Source organism: Gelidibacter sp. (genome assembly GCF_053579655.1).
The window spans coordinates 16,715-34,246 of record NZ_JBMDWE010000033.1 but is presented as its reverse complement, the minus strand read 5'-3'; the positions used below and the strand labels follow the sequence as shown (position 1 = coordinate 34,246).

Genomic DNA, 17,532 nt, shown 5'->3' with positions numbered 1-17,532 from the left:
CGGAAGCGTTTTCTGTCGTTTTACTTTTGATAATTTCCCCATATCGGTTTTAAGATAGTTCTTTTCGTTTTCTACGCCACTCCAAAAAAGTGTTACTCAAAATAACAATTATGATTGATGCAATTAGATTTGAAAACACCACTGCCCATGGAGTTTCATAAACAGGTATTCCAAGATTTAAATAGTAGGATAGTCCAGAAGCAATTGCTGTTGGTGTTCCCAATAAGGCAGTAGCTGCTCTGATTGGTTTTGGAAATGTTTCATGGACATAAAAAAAAGCAGTCAACATACCTGTCAACAGTAAAATAATTGTCAGTTTTATGCTTAGTCCTTTTTTCAAGTTCAGTTTATTGGTTTTTATTTTAGGGTATATTTTTGTGGGGCTGTATCCTTCACCCTTTGAATAATTTTATTTGCTTCAAGGTCAAGTTTCACCCATTCCATGTGCCACGGTATGGAACCTTCAAACTGAATCTTATTCTTTTTGAAATCTTGGGTAATTACATCCAATAGTTCTACATGGGTTAATTCACCATTTTTCTTTAGTTGATTTAATAATGCATTTTTCAAAGCATCATATTTGGATTTGTTCATTGTGACTGCTTTTTTGCCTTCAGGATGTATGAGTTGAATTCTTTGTTCCATATATGACTGTTTATTATTGGACATCTGTTTGATGTTACAGCGGTGTCTACTTTCAATGAGTACAACGTTTATGATATGAGCTGTGGCGTGTTTTAGCACGAACCTTCTCAAATATAAACTATCTTTGGGAAATCCATAGCTTTTCCAAATAGGAACAGACCAAGCCATAGCCTAGAGGATACGGTGTTGTGCCCAGTTATTTTAGGCGATATATCGTTTTATTCTTTTCTCCAATTTTTTCAAATAAATCTAATTCCACGCCTTTCTTTAAATCTCGGCTTGCCGTAGCTGAAGATATATATTTAAAAATTGTCATGTAGTCTTTTCTGTTAAATTCTGTTGTATTCAATGAAACGAAATATTCTAATCTATCCTCCTCTTTCAAGGTTCTGTTTTTGAAATTTAATAGCTCACTGAGAGACGAGTCAATAACGCTAAGCATATATTCAATAAATTTTGTTGACTGTCCAGATTTATCACTTTCAGATAGTGCTCTATAATATTTCTCTTGATCATTGCTAATTAGTGTTTCAAAAGGTAGAAATTCAAAAACGGGATATTTCTCCATTAATATTAGGGTTTGCCATAGCCTTCCCATTCTTCCATTTCCATCTAAAAAGGGGTGAATAAATTCCATTTCGTAATGAAAAACGCAACTTTTAATTAGTTCTATTTCATCTTCATTTTTTAGATATTCAAATAGGTCCTTCATTAAAAATGGAACATTGTCAGAAGGTGGCGCCATATGTTCTACTTTTGAACCCTTTACAATTCCAACTCCTTGTTTCCTGTATTTTCCAGGGTTTTCAATTAATCCCTCCATTAAATGTAAATGAGCTTTAAGAAATGAGGTTTCGTTTTTTGGATTATACTTTTCTAGGTTCTCATAAATTTCTATGGCGTTTAACACTTCAACAACGTCTTTTTTTGGACCGATAACTCTTTTGTGCTCCAAAAGTGCTATAATCTGTTCTTCGGTTAAACTGTTTCCCTCGATTTTTAAAGAGGAATGAATTGTTTTAATACGATTTTGTTTTCTTAATTTTGGGGAAGGTCTATTTAAAAAGTTGGCATTAACCTCTCCGATTTTTTCGGAAATGGAAGTGATTAACTTTAATATTTCTGGTGTTATTATGTATGGTGGTTTCATTCTTGATACTATCATCTGATACTATCAAAGGTACGATCAAATACTTAATTTTTGGATTATAACGAAATTTTTTATGTTCATTAAGGCACATAGTTTATGTTGCACAACGTTTGGTGTAAGAAAAGGTGCGTAGGTTAAACACCTAAAATACTAAAATTGTCCGAGCCTGTGGGAATTCCGATGGAATTTCCAAGTAGGCGAGAACCAAGCAATTATTTTTACACGGTGTGTGTGCCCAGTATGGGCATCTTTACCTTACTGCAAAGTAAAATATTAATTTAGAGGGTGCAAGTCCCTTATGCGCTGGAGTAACCATAATTTTATCATTTTTTCTTTCATTAATAATCATTTATGTCCGATTAAAACTTGCAGTATTTCGCGTAACCATTTGTATATAGCGATTTTTAAAGTTTTCTTCAACGATGGGCTTCATTTATTTTTTATTAGAAACGCTTATAAAAAATGAGAATTTAGTCTGAGTCGTAAATTATATGCCCAATGCTTTACGACACGGGTCTATATTCTAGGTTCTATCAACGCAGTGGCGGTTACTGAACTTGTCGAAATGTCTTGATTCTTTTCCTGGACAATAGTGTAGGTTTCTGCATATAATTTATTGTATTTGTTTTTCATTATGTTTAATGCATATAATGAAAGAGCTGTCAGAATTTGTAAAAGAGCGCACTAAATTACTGACATTGAAAAAAAACATTGACTATCATTTTTTGATAAATATCTACATCAAGCTACTTTGACGCTAATTCATATACATCAAACGTGTTTGTCTATCAAATAATCAAAAATATGATTATCAAGCAATCTTGATGTTAATCCATAGTAAAAGCGGCTTTAATGCATCTTGAATTTGAAGCGCTTCACCCTTTTCAAGATGGCAATGGAAGAATTGGACGTATGTTAATTACATTACTGTTGTGGTCATCAGGGACGATATCAGAACCTCACTTCTACGTAAGTGGATATTTAGAAGAGCATAAAGACGAGTATATTGATACTATGCGAAACGTATCAGAAAACAATGACTGGGAAGCATGGTGTATTTTCTTTTTTAATGCAATTGAAAAACAAGCAATTAGAAATTTAGAAATTGCAGAAAGCATAAAAAACTTATACGAAGAAATGAAGCATGTTTTTTCGGATACTTTATCATCAAAATGGAGTGTGAATGCCTTAGACTTTATTTTCACTAACCCCATTTTTAGAAATAATAGATTTACTTCTAAAAGTGGAATACCGACACCAACTGCTGCTAGATTCACTAGAATGCTGTTAGATAAAGGTTTATTGAGTACGATAGAGGAATCTTCTGGGCGAAGACCAGCGCTCTATGCATTTGAACCATTATTGAAATTAGTTAGAGTCTAAAAAAAACTTACGAATCATGAATATTAAGAATCAAATAATTAAAATAATAGACAGTCAAGAATTTAAAGATGAGCTCACTAAAATAAATCAAAACTATTTTAATTTAAAGCAAGAGTCCTTCATTAGAAATAGGATTTTGGAACAATTAAATTATGTTTTCAATAATAAGAACTTAAACTATAGAGCTCTTGCAGAATACCCACGAGAAAATAGAACCAAAACAGACTTGTCAATTATTAATGTTAATGACGGTCTTGCTGCTTACAAAATTGAATTCAAATATTCATTCTCAAAGGATTTTAAAAAAGATAGGGATTATGTGAATTTTATTAATAGAGATTATGACGATAGAAATAGTAATATGTTTATTCTAATTGTTGCACACCTTGATATTGATGAAAAAAAAGAATATGATAAAAAGTGGGGTGTGAAAAACGGATTGGCAAAATACGTTTCAAAACATGATGATTGGGAAAGTATTCTCGACAAACCTTTCCGTTCTTTTGAAGAATGTTCAGATTTAATGAGGTTTAAAATAAATGTTTATGAGCCTTATAAAACGAAATATTTGTTTTATGTTTTGTCAAAAAAGGAAAGTTTTTCATTAAATGAAACTATAAATTAGATCAAACAAAAATATCACTTCCCCGCAAAAAACGCCGCCAAGTTTTCACTCTGCGCCAAAACCTTATCAGCTTCCAACTTCGCTAAATCTGGTGGATAGCCGTAGCGCATCAAAATCTTTTTAACGGTAAGCCTTAATTTGGCACGAACATCATCTCTGTTTTGCCAATCTACCGTGGCGTTATGTCTGACCACATCAACGATGGTGTGAATAAGTTCTCGCATCTTGTTATCGTCTAGCATTTTTGTGGAATCGTTTTGAGATAGCACGGTGTAAAAAGCGTATTCTTCAGGAGTCAATTTAAGGTCTACACTCTTTTGATCTTCCAATCGCATTTCTTTAGCCATTTCAGAAAGCTCTGCAAGGACTTGTGCCGAATCTATTTGATTGTTGTGGTATCTTTTAACGATTGATTCTAACATCTCTGAAAAACGCTTCCCTTGTGCTATATTCTTGACTTTGCGTACTCTTACTTCATCACTCAGTAACTTTTTGAGTAATTCATAAGCAACGTTCTTTTGTTGCATATTTTTTACTTCCAATAAAAACTCATCTGAAAGAATGCTTACCGATGGACTTTCTATTCCCGCGGCTTGAAATATATCGATGATGCCATCACTGCCTAACTTGTCGTCAATAATCTGTTTGACGGCAGTTTCAACTTCGTAATCTGAAATAACGTTATTGCCAGAAAACTTGTTGATTCTACTTTTAATCGCTTGGAAAAATGCAATGTCATCTTTAATCTCGTTGGCCTGTGGACTTGGTACGGACATCGCATACAGCTTAGACAATAGGGTCACTTCTTTTAAGAAACGATCTTTCAGTTTTGGTGTTGCTAAAATAAAGTTCTGCGCTCCTAAAATAATCTGTAATCGTCTTGAGACTTCCGAAGTGAAATAACTTCTAAAATCAAAACCCGAAAACATTTGCTCCACCACTTCAAACTTTTCAAGCATTCCTGCAATGGCTTCTTTAATATCTACCACTGGACTGCCTTCGCCACCGCTTTGTAAATAAACTGCCATAGCATTTCGAAGATCTTGACCGATGCCGATATAATCCACAATTAAACCGCCTGGCTTATCTCCATAAACTCGGTTTACTCTGGCAATGGCCTGCATTAAATTAGCGCCCTGCATTTTTTTATCGACATACAAGGTGTGTAAACTTGGCGCGTCAAAACCTGTGAGCCACATATCACGCACAATAACCAATTGTAAAGGATCGTTCTTGTCTTTGATTCGCAACGCCAATTCCTTGCGTTGTCTTTTTGTAGTATGGTGGGGTTGAAAGATAGGGAGGTCGTCAGACGAGCTGGTCATAACCACTTTAATAGTACCTTGAGCTAAATCGTCATTATGCCACTCAGGACGCAATGCCACGATTTCATTATAGAGCAATACACAAATTCTGCGGGTCATTCCAACAATCATCGCTTTGCCATCAAATACTTCTTGGCGTGCTTCAAAATGTGCCACTAAATCCTTAGCAATATCTATAATACGTTCAGGATGCCCGATTACGGCTTCAATGGTGGCAGTTCTCTTTTTTACATATTCTAATTGTTCCTCAGAAACGTGTGCAATAGCGTTTATTTCTTCATCAATAGTTGCAGCGGTTTGCGAATCCAATTTTATTTTTACCAATCGTGATTCGTAACTAATGGGTACTGTGGCGCCATCATCTACCGCTTGTTTAATATCATAAACATCTATATACTCGCCAAAAACGGCTGGCGTTGACTTATCTTCTTTTTCTATGGGTGTTCCTGTAAAACCGATGTATGAGGCGTTGGGTAGCGCATCTCTTAAATACTTCGCATTGCCATATCTGATTTCGCTGCCTTCATCAGTTTCAACTTCGCGGGCTTTAAAACCATATTGGCTACGGTGTGCTTCATCGGCAACTACAACAATATTGGTGCGCTCGGACAACGTGTCAAAAACATTACCTTCTTCTGGGGAGAACTTTTGAATGGTGGTAAAAATAACGCCACCCCCGCTCACGTTTAATAGTTCTTTAATGTGTTCTCTGTTTTGCGCTTGTACGGGGGTTTGGCGTAATAATTCTTTACAGTTCCCAAAAGTGGAAAAAAGCTGATCGTCCAAATCATTTCTATCCGTAAGGATAACGATGGTTGGGTTACCCATGGCGGGATGCGTCACAATTTGCCCGCTATAGAACACCATGGATAGTGATTTTCCTGAACCTTGTGTGTGCCAAACGACGCCAATTTTACGATCCCCATCTTCATTGTGTGTGGCTCTTACGGTTTGGTCAACGGCTTTTTGAACGGCATAATATTGATGATAGGCCGCTACTTTTTTAATCTTGACTTGAAAGATTAAGCCTGTTTTTTTATCCTTTTTTTCTTCTTGCTCAAAAACGGTACAATAGCGAATGAGTTCTACCAGCGTTTTTTTATTGAGCATGTGCTCTGTAAGAATTTGTAATTCTGTCCGCCCCAAACCTAAAGGGGGTGACGTTGAAGGGAGTGGTTTCTTTATTAAATGATTTTTAATTGTTGCTTTTACATTCTCAATATTATTAATGACTTCATCATTTGTAAAACGAAGAACGTCATATCCTAAAGATTCTAAAACTATTGTTCTTTCGTGGTCTATTTCTTGTTGTGAGTTGTGTATTTCTCCATCTACTTCAATAATAATCCCCTTTTTTATACAAGCAAAATCTACTATATACTGATCTATTATATGTTGCTGTCTAAACTTTTCGTCTATGCCTTTTCCTCTTAATGCTACCCATAAAAGAGCTTCTGCTTTTGTAGGTTTTAATCGCATTTCTTTTGCACGCTCTAGTAGAATCGGGTAGATAGCCTTATTTGCAGAATTTAGAACGGATGGCACCGGTCCTCCCTTTAGGGATTTAGAGGGCAGGGGTGCTTTCCAACTTAAATATCTCGAAAAAGGTGCAGATAGACTGGATGTTTTGGCATCAATACCATCGCTGATAATACAAATGCTGTTGAAATAAAAAATAGTGGGCGTTGCTGTTTTATAATTCTGAATTTGTTGGTGCGCTCTAATTAATGTGGCTTGCTCGTCGGTAGCATTTTTAAGTTCGGCAAAAACTAAAGGCAAACCATTTACGAAGATGACCACATCAAAACGCTTTTCATTATTATTTTCTTTAACCACCAATTGATTGACTGCCCAAAAGCTATTGTTCTGTGGCTGAGCCACGTCTATTAACCTTATATTGATACCGCGTGTTCTGCCATCTTTATGATATTCTACCGTGACGCCATTGGTGAGATAGGTATGAAAACGTTCGTTGTTTTCCATTACATCTAAGGTGCCCAAATTTTTTACTTTTTGAAAGGCCTCAGTTCTTGCAATCTCAGATACATCTGGATTTAGCTTTTGGATAGCAGCTTTTAATTGTTGCTCCAATAAAACCGACTCAAAACTCTCGCGTTGTGGGTTTTTACTGTAAGGTGCAATATCGGGTCCGTAATGATAGGTGTAGCCCTGCTCAATAAGTTGGGCTATAAACGCTTGCTCGATGCTGTCTTCGGTAATTTTAGTCATTTTTATTTTTCAAACGTTTTATTTCTTTATCAAAATCTGAAATATAATTCAGGTCTTGTTCTATTCTAAAAACATCGTATTCTTGTTCTGCTTTTAGTTTTGCTTCTAAAGCGGTTACTTTCCCATTATCCAATAAAATAGGATAATCTGATAGTTCAAGAAATTTATCTAAAAACACCACCCAATCTTTCATATTCATCACAATACCTCTTTGCGCCCTGTTTTCTGCCAAATCCAAATAGGCCGTCACCAGACGTTGTAATTGTTTTAAATGCTCTTCTTCTAAGTAGTTTTTAGCGACGGTAACATCAGATTTCAAGATTTTACCATCGGGTGCATTTTTCCACGATTTTAGACCCATCGCTATGTTGTTAGCGTCTGCTTTGGAATAAATAATTTCGGCAGCAGTTTTGCCCTGTATCGCCCAATGTAGTTTGTTTTGTGTTGTTGCGAAGAAAGTTTTGGTAATGCTTTCGTTGTTGCTATAGTCCGCCGAAAGTGCATAAATATCTGTGATTTTTTGATAAAAGCGTCTTTCGCTCAAGCGAATTTCTCTAATACGCTCAAGCATTTCATCAAAATAGTCTTGCCCAAAATGTTTGCTTTGCTTTAAGCGTTCATCGTCCATGGCAAAACCTTTAACGATATAGTCGTGAAGCACCTCAGTAGCCCATTTTCTAAATGCTGTCGCTCTTGGGGAGTTTACGCGATAACCAACAGCTGTAATAACTTTGAGATTATAAAACTTGGTTTGGTAAATCTTCCCATCTTTGGCAGTATGTCGGAAATCCCGACACACTGAATGTTCGATGAGTTCACCTTCCGCAAAAACACGTTGTATATGCTCGGTAATCGTACTTCTGCCTTTATCAAAAAGCTGACTCATGGCTTTTTGCGTGAGCCAAAGTGTATCATCTTTAAAGAATACCTCTACATTGACCTTAGCAGTTTCAGTTTTAAAAATAACAAAATTGTCTATTTTTTGTAAGTCATTTGCCATAACCTAAACTTTAAATTCATTTACCCGCAGTTCTCCACTCATTAATTTTGGTAATAAGGTGTCTCGGGTTTGGGATAAGGATTTGATTTGGTTGAGATTGGATAAAATTTTATCAAACAACGGTTTTATCAAATTATCAAAATCTTTTAATATGTTTTTCTCTGGAATAATACAATCAATATTTCTAAATGAAGTTTTGCTAATCTCTAAGAAAGTTGATCCATTGCCTGCGTTTTCTACAACTTTCATAAATTTATTCAACCATAAATACATAAATTGATTAGATAGGTATTGGTTAGCTAGTAATGCGATATAACCTTGATTAATTGCCAATTCTACATTTGTAAAACTTAAATAGCCAATCGGAGCGCGTGAGGATAATAGTAAAGTCTTCTTAGGAAGTAATCCTGAACTTATTTTCTTTAATCCCGCCTTAGTAATCTTCTTTTCAGTAGAAAGTAAAAACATCTCTTTTGAATTACTTAAGTCTTTTGGACTAGTCCAATGAATATCTCCGTCCCAAAAATCAGGATTTTTTGTACTTGGTGTCGTTCCCCCGCAGATTTTTGTTACCATACCCAACTTTCCAATCTTCCATCCTTCAGGCAATTCATCCCCAATTTGATATTTTTCAAACCATTCTGTAAAAATAGTTTTTGCGGTTTGCTCTAAGGTTTCGTTTTGTGCGCGTAGGTTTTCTATTTTATCATCAAAAGCAGTTAAGACCTTGGCGATGGCTTTTTGTTCATTATTGTTTTTAGTTATGATGATAGGCAATGGATGAATATGATTTCGGTTGAGAGTGGGCACTCCAGATCCAGAATTATATTTTTCAAAAGGAAATGTTTTTAGAAAATAATAAAGAAATTCCACGTCGTTATTGTGAAAATCTTTAATCCATAATGTAGTGTTCAAAGGCCAGAAGTCTTTCTTTACTAAAAAGATACTTCCTAAAGAACCACTTCGTCCAGTAACAATTCCAGGGCCTAAAACTTTACAATCTCTATGAGTACCATCCTCTCCATTTGAAACTATTACTGGATACTCGCCTTCCTCTCTGTCAGTTTTTCTTAAGTCAAACCCTCTTTGAAAAGTAGCTACTTCACCCAAAGTAGTTTCTACCCATCCCTCTGGAATATTCTCTTTCGTTTGACTCATAATTCAAATCCAATATTGGCCAGTTGTGTTTTAATTTCTTCATTTAAAGCTTCTTCTTGCTCCATTTGTTCCTTTAAAGTAGCTGTTAAATCAGCCATTTTTGTTTCAAAAGGAATGCCATCGTCTTCTTCATCTTCAATCCCCACATAACGCCCTGGTGTTAATACATGATTATGTTTGCGAATCTCCTCAATAGTTGCAGATTTACAAAAGCCTTTAATATCGGCGTAGAGTTCGATTCTCTCCGATTTTCTCCAATTGTAATAGGTATCGCGAATCAAGGCAATATCCTCATCACTAAAATCGCGGTGCACACGACTGGTCATGTGTCCCATTTCTGAAGCATCAATAAATAAGACTTCTTTGCTATGGTCACTTTTCTCTCGGCGTAAAAACCAAATGCAAGCAGGAATTCCAGTGTTATAAAATAATTGTTTTGGCAAGGCTACAATACATTCCACCAAATCATTTTCTACTAAGGCTTTGCGTATTTCCCCTTCGCCTGAGGTATTAGAACTTAACGAGCCATTAGCCAATACTGTTGCCATCACACCATTGGGTGCCAAGTGGTATAGCATATGTTGCATCCACCCAAAGTTGGCGTTGCCGCTAGGAGGGATGCCGTATTGCCAACGCGCATCATCCTGTAAAATATCTATGCCCCATTCCTTTTGGTTAAATGGCGGATTGGCTAGAATGTAATCGGCTTTTAGGTCGGGATGCGCATCTTTTAAAAACGAGCCTTCCGTATTCCAAGACACAAACTGCGAGTTGATATTACGAATGGCAAGGTTCATCCGTGAGAGTTTCCAAGTGGTTTGGTTGCTTTCTTGTCCGTAAACGGTAATGTCTTTAATGTTTCCGCTATGTTCAGTGACGAATTTCTCCGACATCACAAACATGCCACCAGAACCACAGGCAGGATCATAAACACGTCCTTTATAAGGCTCAATCATTTCAACCATCAATTTTACAATAGCTTTTGGGGTGTAGAATTGTCCGCCTTTTTTACCTTCGGCATTGGCAAATTCGCCCAAGAAATATTCATAAACCCGCCCAAATAGATCTTTAGAGTTTTCGTTTTCTACTTGCAGTTCGGTGTTGGAAATCAAGTCAATCAATTCGCCTAAAGAGGTTTTGTCCAAATTGGCTTTGCCATACACTTGCGGCAGAACGTTCTTTAGTTCTTTGTTTTCTTTTTCAACAGCCTCCATCGCTTCGTCAATAGTTTGTCCGATGCTCGGTAGTTTGGCGTTGGCGTGAATATGGCTCCAACGCGCAAGTTTAGGAACGAAGAAGCAGTTTTCTGCAATATATTCATCCCGATCTTCAGGATCGCTCCATTCGTCGGCTTCCAATTTATGGTATAATTCATTAAAGGATTCTGAGATGTATTTTAGAAAGATGAGCCCTAACACCACGTGTTTATACTCTGCTGCATCGATGTTTTTACGCAATTTATCTGCTGCTTTAAACAGATCTTGTTCAAAGGTGTTTTTGGTTTTTGCCATGAAATTGTTTAGTAGGATTGGTTAAAGCTCTAAAAATAGCAAAACCCAGTGAGTATTGCTCTGTAAAGCTAAAATTATATGAATATAGAATAGTATAAAGAGCAGGGAGTGAGGAGTGGAATAGGGAAATTACTTTTCATTTTAGTGTAAATTGTTGATAACCATTTAACAACATATTATTGGCTTTCTAAAACTGTATAGGGAAAGGTTTAATTTTGGGGTAATATATTGATTTTAAATAATTTATAATTTTTTAAACTATGGAAGTATTAAAAGCAATTAAACCGGGGCCAAAGCCTAAAAAAGAGGATGGAACCCCTGACGAAAGAAGGCGTGTTAATCCAGAAACAAAACCGAAACATCCAGGATTGAAGCCACATAAACATAAGCCTGGGGATTAATAACGTATGGTACTAAATCTTCCCAACAGATGAAAAAAATAACGGTAAAAAATCTTATTGAATTTCGTGGTAAGAATGATCGAACTAGATTGACCTTTGTAAGCAATCTTAAAAAAGAAAAGAACAGCTCAGAGGGTGATTCAGGTGGTGATTATTGGATAAGCTGCTTAAGTTGTTTAAGAAATGTATTTAAATTTGAAGACGCGGATTTATTAGATGAAAAAACAAGTTTCTTGCAAAATAAAATTGAGCAAACTGAAATAAAGAGAATCAAGGATCAATTCCAACGAAATATTGATATTTTAACGAATTTCAAAGAATATGACTTTCTGGATTTAAAACCGAACGCTGAAATCACTTTTCTGAAACAAACAAAAAGTGATACTATACTTGATATAAATGGACTTTTGATAGAAGCTAAGCCGTGTCATGTCTTTTCATTCTCAGAAAATAGTAGTTCAGAAATTGGTGCCGTTTGGTTTGTTGCAAAATTAAATGGGTTTACAAAAGCTGAATTAGGAATGTTTGCCGATATAACTTATCGCTATTTAAACAAATACTATTCTAATGATTTTTATGTCAACCCCGACTACTGTATTGCAGTAGACCTTTTTCATGGTCAAGAAGTTAATTACTCGAATATAAAAAATGGTGAAATCCCGATTTTAATTGATTCAACAATTGATGATCTCAGAAAAAATATAAATGCATTAACTTAAGGTTCAGGTTTAATTGAAAACTGGTGCTTTTGGATGTGGATTTGTTGGAGAAAAACACCAACAGGGCATAGATTTATAATATAACCTTCATCTCATTTTTTTTATCAACTAAAAATCTATTATGCAATTCGCTAAAAACTTGCCAATCAAAAAACTGAGTTGCTTTTGAAGATTTATTCCTCTAAGTTTATAACATTATATAAAAATATATTTCTATGAACAATAAAAGACCGAAAGGCATTAAAATAGACTTAAGTAGATTGCAGCTTAATTCTATCCTATCCCGACAAAATCATCTTCTCCAAAGCCATCTTTAAAACCAAAGGATAAGAAATAGAATACAAAAAATTACAAAAACACTAATCCAATACGATAGGCGAGCGCATTATAGTGTCTCCTAATTTCTGACACTGCTGTGTTTTTATCGGGTTTCATTCTTAATCACAGAAGTAGATTTATGAATTCTGACTAAGGCAATAATTTTGTCGCAAATTTAGTAAATAGTTGCGACAAACAAGAGACGTCTTTCTCAATTGTGTCAATATTTGAAACGAAACAATTATTTCTCGGAATACTCATAAATAATTTTTGCTCGATTTCAATAAATCAAAAAAGTTTATCCCTGATATTTGCAAATTTGAAGTATTGAAAACAAAATCAGATGATGATCTATGTTTTTCTTTGTAAGCCTTTTGCTGATTTTTTTTCTCTATTTGGCAAATGGTTTTAAATCAAACAGCCCTTAAAAAAGGTGTAAATGAGTTCTATTTTTGTGAATTTATGGTGTTGTGCAACGCGCACGAGTGTTAGCTATTGGCTTTTAGTTATATTTACTTAAACTCTAATTAATGAAAAATTATACTTTAATTGTTCCTTCTTCTCAAAGAGCTGACGACTGGTTTGATTTCATCAGAGAAAGCTTAAAGCACACAGAAGATGTAAATAACTTAATTGTTGACTTTAACGATGTTAAGTTTATGGACACGGACGACTTTGTTGTTTTGGCATGTTTGATTGAAAGCTTTTATATAAAGGGCTGTCAGGTTGAATTTATTGGAGGAATCGACGGTTTTAATAATCATTTGTATAACATAAAATTTAAAGAATACTGGAAACAAGGCTTTGATCGAAGTAAGTTCACATTATCTCATAATCAAACCACTTTATGTTTATGGAAAATTTCAAGAGATATGATTTATTCGTATTCAATGTATGCGCGTCAATATTTTGAAAGGTTTGCAAGAGATAAAGATTTAATCCCATTATCCTCAAATATGGATGAAGTATTTAATAATATTTTCGATCATTCAAAATCTCCAGTTACGGGTTATATAATAACTCAATATTATCCTAAAAATAATAAACTATCATTTTCAGTTTGTGATTTTGGTGTAGGAATCCCTAATTCGATAAAAAGAGCTGGAATAGATTCTGAGCATGATTTTGAAGACTGGAAAGCTATTCTTAAATCCCTTGAAAAGGGTTTTTCAATAAACTCCACTCCTAGAAACCGTGGATTTGGGCTGAATAATATTCTTGAGTTTACAGAAAGTTCAAATGGAAGATTGTTTATTATTTCTAATGATGGGGTGGTGGAGAAAAAGGCTGGAGAAATGTATCATGCTGGAAGTAATAATTTTAATTTTTCAGGAACATTAATTAAGATTGAAGTTGATTTAAATTCTTTCGAAGAAAAGGATGACACAAATGAAATTTTCGATTTTTAAATTTTTTTCGTACATTTATATATACTTTTGCAAAATATTTGAACGTTTAAGTATAAAATATATTCCTATGAAAACTTTGATATTAAAAAATATCGTTAAAAATTCAAGTTCTAATGAGCAAGGAATGGTTTTATTTGATTCCTTACAAAATGCCTATTTGAATAAAGATTCTTTAATTTTATATGTTGACTCTGACCTGTCAATGTCTTCGTCCTTCTTGAATTCTTCAATTGGCTTGTTCTTGGATAAGTACGGGTTAGCTAACTTTAAACAAACTGTAAAGTTTAAAGGGTCTAAAAACCAATTTTCAAGATTGTTAGATTATATAAATAAATATAGTGATCTATATCCAGTTTAGTTCAGCTTTTGGCTAACCAAAGCATATGTCCAGTACCACCTCAGAGATATTAACACATACGCAAGGTTATTGGTAGTGTTTAATGTTCCCATAAATATAATGTCTTTTTCATTATAAAAAACATGTAGCCAAACCTGCCAACACAATCTCAGTCAACACCGCATTCATGTTGGGGCGTACCGACCAGTTCTTAGTTATTGTGCGAAGTTATATTGCTTTCATAGTATTTTGAAGAAGATTCAATCTTTCAACATCAAGATAGCCGAGAAAATAATTGCTTAAATGCATAAAATCATATCCTTTTCTAAAATTAGCTTTGAAATATTTTAGATATGAAAATATTTCTCTTCCCAATTCAACTTCTCTAATCAACTCATTTGTTACAATAGGGCTTAATTGAATAGTAATGTCTATTTTTTCTTCAAGCTCATATCGACTCATAACTTCTTCAAGTTGACCTTCTAATAGTATTTTTTGGTTGAGTTCCAATACAGCTTCTTGAGTTTGGTTTAAGCTTTCAAGAATACCTTGGTCTAATTCATCAATATTCTCATATTCAAAATCACGTAGATAAAATAGGAATAGTGAGTAACCATTATATTCTTTTCCTCTACACCTTACTACTCTAAGATGTCTAAAGTCGTCTACGTTCAAAAATTTGATTGTTTTAAATGGGTTCATTTTCGTTTTAGTTTATAATAATTTCGTACAACAATTATACAGGTGTAACCAGTCACACCTATACAAGTCATATGTTCTCATCAAACATACTACTTTTCCTTGATTGATAATGCTGATGAAAGTTATTCCCGTTTTAACATTCTCAATTGAAAACTGGTACTTTTAGATGTGGAATTGTTGGTGATAAACACCAACAGTGGTATAAATACCCTCCCTCCAAAAAATTAAACACAATAACAATAAGAATTAAAATGCCCTACAATGTTGAAGTAAAATATCCACAGCGGAGTAAATATTAAAATGAGCATTATTTAAAATGCACAATACTTTTTTATTGAGTTAAATATAGCTGTACTGTGTATTAAAAGCTATTTTTGCAAATATTTTTCATTTTAGTTTCTTAAATTAATGAGTCGAAAAAAATTAAAACACATTGAGTTATTTGCAGGTTGCGGAGGTTTAAACTTAGGTCTCGAAACTGCTGGTTTCGAATTGTTTTTTGCAAATGAGATTTCTCCTATGGCGGGAGAAACATTTGCTTATAATTTTTTAAATGAAGATTTAGATAAACTTTCTTTAGAAAGCAAGATTTCTGAAAAGGTTTTATGGGTAAATAGTGACTATGAAAAAGAAAACCTAAAAGGAAGATTAAAAGAAAATCCGTTTGAAGGTAAAAAGAAACACAACGACCTAACAAATGAAGTTTCGCTGGATGGAAAACTATTAATAGGAAACATAGATAAACTTTTAGCTTATTTAAAGAAAAGCAAAAAATATAAGGGAATAAGGGATTTAAATATTGATATACTTTCAGGTGGCCCACCTTGTCAAAGTTTTAGCTTAGCTGGTAAAAGAGAGAAAAACAATGAGAAAAACTCTTTACCCCTTTCTTTTGCGAAATTTGCTGGCTTGACAAAGCCTAAAGTTATTTTGCTAGAAAATGTAAAAGGAATAACATCACCTTTTAGTGAAGATGATGGAAGAAAACATTATGCATGGCTAGAAGTATCTAAAGCTTTCGCTTTAGAAGGATATTATCCAATATGTATGATGTTAAACTCAAAATATTATGGAGTACCTCAAAACAGACCCCGTTTCATTTTATTAGCATATAGAAAAGATGTTTTTTCAAAATTAAAACAAAAGTATAGAAGTCCTGAAAATAGCAAGATTTTATCTACAACCCAATCCTTTTTTAATAAAGTAAAAGAATATAAAATCAAATTGAATGAAGTAACTGTTGGGGATTTTAAATATTTCGATATTGAAAATGAGCCTGAATTATTTGATGGGACTCTTTTGCCAAAAATAACAAACATTGAAGAAAATTTTGTTACTGTTGAGGATGCCATTGATGATTTATTAGAATACTCAAATAAAGAATCTTTATATAAAGAAAGACTAAACAATTATTTTAAATCATCAACAGAAACAACAAAATTATTAAATTTTGAAATAAGAAAACATTCCATAATTACAAAAGCACGGTTTCGATATTATCAGAATTTAGAATCCCTTCCTCTAGAATATAAAAAAAAACTACTTAAACTATTGACTATTAAAGAGACCACGGACAAAGATCTTTCAAGTCTATTTGAAATTGTTAAAAATTATAATTATCTTTTGCCTGATTTGGATCAAAAGAATCTAGAAGAAAGGAAACTTAGAGATTTTAAGCAATTAAAAGAGCTATCTAATATTATAGGTACAAAAAAGCGTAGTCAAAGAGCTTTAAAAAGGGACTTTCCCGCTCCTGCGCAATTGACAATACCTGATGATATTTGTCACTATGACTTTCAAACGCCACGAACCTTAACAGTACGTGAAATGGCAAGGATACAATCATTTCCTGATTGGTTTGAATTTAAATCAAAAGTTACTACAGGAGGAGATTTGAGAAAATTTGAAGTTCCACAATATACTCAAGTTGGAAATGCGGTACCTCCACTTTTAGCTTATCATTTGGGAATATTTATTAAAAAGCAAATTAAAGATGTCAGTTGATGAATTTAAAAAAGAATGCCAGCATCAAACTAGGGAAATAGTAGTTCAAAAACATTTAATAGAAGGAGAATCTTATTTTTTCTCAGAAATACATAAAGGAAGTTCTGAATTTGACTTTAAGAAGAATATAGCGAGTATTCTCCAAGTTCATGTTAGAGATATCGTAATAGTTGGCTCCGCTAAATTGGGATTTAGTTTAAAGCCAGAATTTCAATCTCCTGGACTATATCAATACAAAGAATTTGATCATCATTTTAACATTGACAACGCTAATGAAAAATCTGACTTGGATATAGCTGTTGTGTCATCCTCGTTATTTGACAAAGAGATGAAAAATCTATTTGAGCACACTAAATTTTATGAAGAAAAAACGGTAAAAGACTGGGGACAAAGACCATCACTTGCAAAACACTTTTTAAAAGGCAGGCTAGCTTTAAGATATTTTCCTTTCGACTTTAAGTTAACTCAAGAAATACAAAAAGTACAAAGCAAATATAAGATGGAATTAGGCAGAAAAGTTAATATTGAAATCTATAAATCTTGGTACTTTTTTGAAACCTATCATATGCAGAATATACAAAGCATTCATTTAAATTTAATAGCAAACTAAGAAAAT

Annotated in this window: 16 protein-coding genes; 8 read left to right on the top strand and 8 right to left on the bottom strand. The window is 33.9% G+C overall.

What is annotated here, in order from left to right; all coding sequences use genetic code 11:
- Positions 1-49: 49 nt before the first annotated feature.
- From ACOH2D_RS14820 to ACOH2D_RS14810, 3 genes are all read right to left on the bottom strand, one after another.
- Positions 50-340: a hypothetical protein gene (locus tag ACOH2D_RS14820; RefSeq protein ID WP_348035806.1), complete on the bottom strand. Its 291-nt coding sequence runs from the start codon at positions 338-340 to the stop codon at positions 50-52.
- A 17-nt stretch (positions 341-357) separates the two neighbouring features.
- Entirely contained in the window at positions 358-645 is a 288-nt protein-coding gene (locus ACOH2D_RS14815) for a DUF6958 family protein (protein WP_348035805.1), read from the bottom strand.
- Between the two features lie 196 nt (positions 646-841).
- Complete coding sequence (locus ACOH2D_RS14810; protein ID WP_449535696.1) at positions 842-1,795, bottom strand: Fic family protein; 954 nt, start codon at positions 1,793-1,795, stop codon at positions 842-844.
- Positions 1,796-2,629: 834 nt separating this feature from the next.
- Here ACOH2D_RS14810 and ACOH2D_RS14805 point away from each other — a divergent pair.
- Together ACOH2D_RS14805 and ACOH2D_RS14800 are read left to right on the top strand one after the other, a co-directional pair.
- Positions 2,630-3,178 carry a Fic family protein gene (locus ACOH2D_RS14805; RefSeq protein ID WP_348035812.1) on the top strand — a complete coding sequence of 183 codons (549 nt, stop codon included), beginning with the start codon at positions 2,630-2,632 and terminating at the stop codon, positions 3,176-3,178.
- 16 nt (positions 3,179-3,194) lie between these two features.
- Positions 3,195-3,803 (top strand): hypothetical protein, encoded by a 609-nt coding sequence (locus ACOH2D_RS14800; protein WP_449535695.1) that lies wholly within the window; start codon positions 3,195-3,197, stop codon positions 3,801-3,803.
- A 14-nt stretch (positions 3,804-3,817) separates the two neighbouring features.
- Here ACOH2D_RS14800 and ACOH2D_RS14795 read toward each other — a convergent pair whose 3' ends face one another.
- From ACOH2D_RS14795 to ACOH2D_RS14780, 4 genes are read right to left on the bottom strand one after another with little or no spacing between them, the layout of a single operon-like run.
- Complete coding sequence (locus ACOH2D_RS14795; protein WP_449535694.1) at positions 3,818-7,357, bottom strand: HsdR family type I site-specific deoxyribonuclease; 3,540 nt, start codon at positions 7,355-7,357, stop codon at positions 3,818-3,820.
- Positions 7,350-8,357, bottom strand: a complete 1,008-nt coding sequence (locus tag ACOH2D_RS14790; RefSeq protein ID WP_449535693.1) for a virulence RhuM family protein — start codon at positions 8,355-8,357, stop codon at positions 7,350-7,352. The genes ACOH2D_RS14795 and ACOH2D_RS14790 overlap by 8 nt, the downstream gene beginning before the upstream one ends.
- Before the next feature lie 3 nt (positions 8,358-8,360).
- Positions 8,361-9,515, bottom strand: coding sequence for a restriction endonuclease subunit S (locus ACOH2D_RS14785; protein ID WP_449535692.1), 1,155 nt, complete (start codon positions 9,513-9,515; stop codon positions 8,361-8,363).
- Positions 9,512-11,026 (bottom strand): class I SAM-dependent DNA methyltransferase, encoded by a 1,515-nt coding sequence (locus ACOH2D_RS14780; RefSeq protein WP_449535691.1) that lies wholly within the window; start codon positions 11,024-11,026, stop codon positions 9,512-9,514. Before ACOH2D_RS14780 ends, ACOH2D_RS14785 begins: the two co-directional genes overlap by 4 nt.
- A 260-nt stretch (positions 11,027-11,286) precedes the next feature.
- On the opposite strand from ACOH2D_RS14780, the gene ACOH2D_RS14775 reads away from it, so the two are divergent.
- The 4 genes from ACOH2D_RS14775 to ACOH2D_RS14760 all read left to right on the top strand — a co-directional run bounded on the left by ACOH2D_RS14775 (position 11,287) and on the right by ACOH2D_RS14760 (position 14,231).
- On the top strand, positions 11,287-11,427 hold the full coding sequence (locus ACOH2D_RS14775) for a hypothetical protein (protein ID WP_449535690.1): 141 nt from the start codon (positions 11,287-11,289) through the stop codon (positions 11,425-11,427).
- A gap of 29 nt (positions 11,428-11,456) precedes the next feature.
- Positions 11,457-12,146 (top strand): hypothetical protein, encoded by a 690-nt coding sequence (locus tag ACOH2D_RS14770; protein ID WP_449535689.1) that lies wholly within the window; start codon positions 11,457-11,459, stop codon positions 12,144-12,146.
- An 848-nt stretch (positions 12,147-12,994) separates the two neighbouring features.
- The gene (locus tag ACOH2D_RS14765; protein ID WP_449535688.1) at positions 12,995-13,873 is read left to right on the top strand and encodes a hypothetical protein; all 879 of its coding nucleotides are present in this window, start codon (positions 12,995-12,997) and stop codon (positions 13,871-13,873) included.
- The gene (locus ACOH2D_RS14760; RefSeq protein ID WP_449535687.1) at positions 13,845-14,231 is read left to right on the top strand and encodes an STAS-like domain-containing protein; all 387 of its coding nucleotides are present in this window, start codon (positions 13,845-13,847) and stop codon (positions 14,229-14,231) included. Before ACOH2D_RS14765 ends, ACOH2D_RS14760 begins: the two co-directional genes overlap by 29 nt.
- Positions 14,232-14,438: 207 nt before the next feature.
- Here ACOH2D_RS14760 and ACOH2D_RS14755 read toward each other — a convergent pair whose 3' ends face one another.
- On the bottom strand, positions 14,439-14,912 hold the full coding sequence (locus ACOH2D_RS14755) for a hypothetical protein (protein ID WP_449535686.1): 474 nt from the start codon (positions 14,910-14,912) through the stop codon (positions 14,439-14,441).
- A 408-nt stretch (positions 14,913-15,320) separates the two neighbouring features.
- Here ACOH2D_RS14755 and ACOH2D_RS14750 point away from each other — a divergent pair, with 408 nt between their 5' ends.
- Together ACOH2D_RS14750 and ACOH2D_RS14745 are read left to right on the top strand one after the other, a co-directional pair.
- The gene (locus tag ACOH2D_RS14750; protein WP_449535685.1) at positions 15,321-16,916 is read left to right on the top strand and encodes a DNA cytosine methyltransferase; all 1,596 of its coding nucleotides are present in this window, start codon (positions 15,321-15,323) and stop codon (positions 16,914-16,916) included.
- Positions 16,906-17,526: a hypothetical protein gene (locus tag ACOH2D_RS14745; protein ID WP_449535684.1), complete on the top strand. Its 621-nt coding sequence runs from the start codon at positions 16,906-16,908 to the stop codon at positions 17,524-17,526. Before ACOH2D_RS14750 ends, ACOH2D_RS14745 begins: the two co-directional genes overlap by 11 nt.
- Positions 17,527-17,532 lie beyond the last annotated feature (6 nt).

Bases quoted from the DNA above. Each gene is read 5' to 3' on its own strand.
- ACOH2D_RS14815 (WP_348035805.1), bottom strand. From the start codon at position 645: ATGGAACAAAGAATTCAACTCATACATCCTGAAGGCAAAAAAGCAGTC.
- ACOH2D_RS14810 (WP_449535696.1), bottom strand. From the start codon at position 1,795: ATGAAACCACCATACATAATAACACCAGAAATATTAAAGTTAATCACT.
- ACOH2D_RS14800 (WP_449535695.1), top strand. From the start codon at position 3,195: ATGAATATTAAGAATCAAATAATTAAAATAATAGACAGTCAAGAATTT.
- ACOH2D_RS14795 (WP_449535694.1), bottom strand. From the start codon at position 7,357: ATGACTAAAATTACCGAAGACAGCATCGAGCAAGCGTTTATAGCCCAA.
- ACOH2D_RS14790 (WP_449535693.1), bottom strand. From the start codon at position 8,357: ATGGCAAATGACTTACAAAAAATAGACAATTTTGTTATTTTTAAAACT.
- ACOH2D_RS14785 (WP_449535692.1), bottom strand. From the start codon at position 9,515: ATGAGTCAAACGAAAGAGAATATTCCAGAGGGATGGGTAGAAACTACT.
- ACOH2D_RS14780 (WP_449535691.1), bottom strand. From the start codon at position 11,026: ATGGCAAAAACCAAAAACACCTTTGAACAAGATCTGTTTAAAGCAGCA.
- ACOH2D_RS14775 (WP_449535690.1), top strand. From the start codon at position 11,287: ATGGAAGTATTAAAAGCAATTAAACCGGGGCCAAAGCCTAAAAAAGAG.
- ACOH2D_RS14770 (WP_449535689.1), top strand. From the start codon at position 11,457: ATGAAAAAAATAACGGTAAAAAATCTTATTGAATTTCGTGGTAAGAAT.
- ACOH2D_RS14765 (WP_449535688.1), top strand. From the start codon at position 12,995: ATGAAAAATTATACTTTAATTGTTCCTTCTTCTCAAAGAGCTGACGAC.
- ACOH2D_RS14760 (WP_449535687.1), top strand. From the start codon at position 13,845: ATGACACAAATGAAATTTTCGATTTTTAAATTTTTTTCGTACATTTAT.
- ACOH2D_RS14755 (WP_449535686.1), bottom strand. From the start codon at position 14,912: ATGAACCCATTTAAAACAATCAAATTTTTGAACGTAGACGACTTTAGA.
- ACOH2D_RS14750 (WP_449535685.1), top strand. From the start codon at position 15,321: ATGAGTCGAAAAAAATTAAAACACATTGAGTTATTTGCAGGTTGCGGA.
- ACOH2D_RS14745 (WP_449535684.1), top strand. From the start codon at position 16,906: ATGTCAGTTGATGAATTTAAAAAAGAATGCCAGCATCAAACTAGGGAA.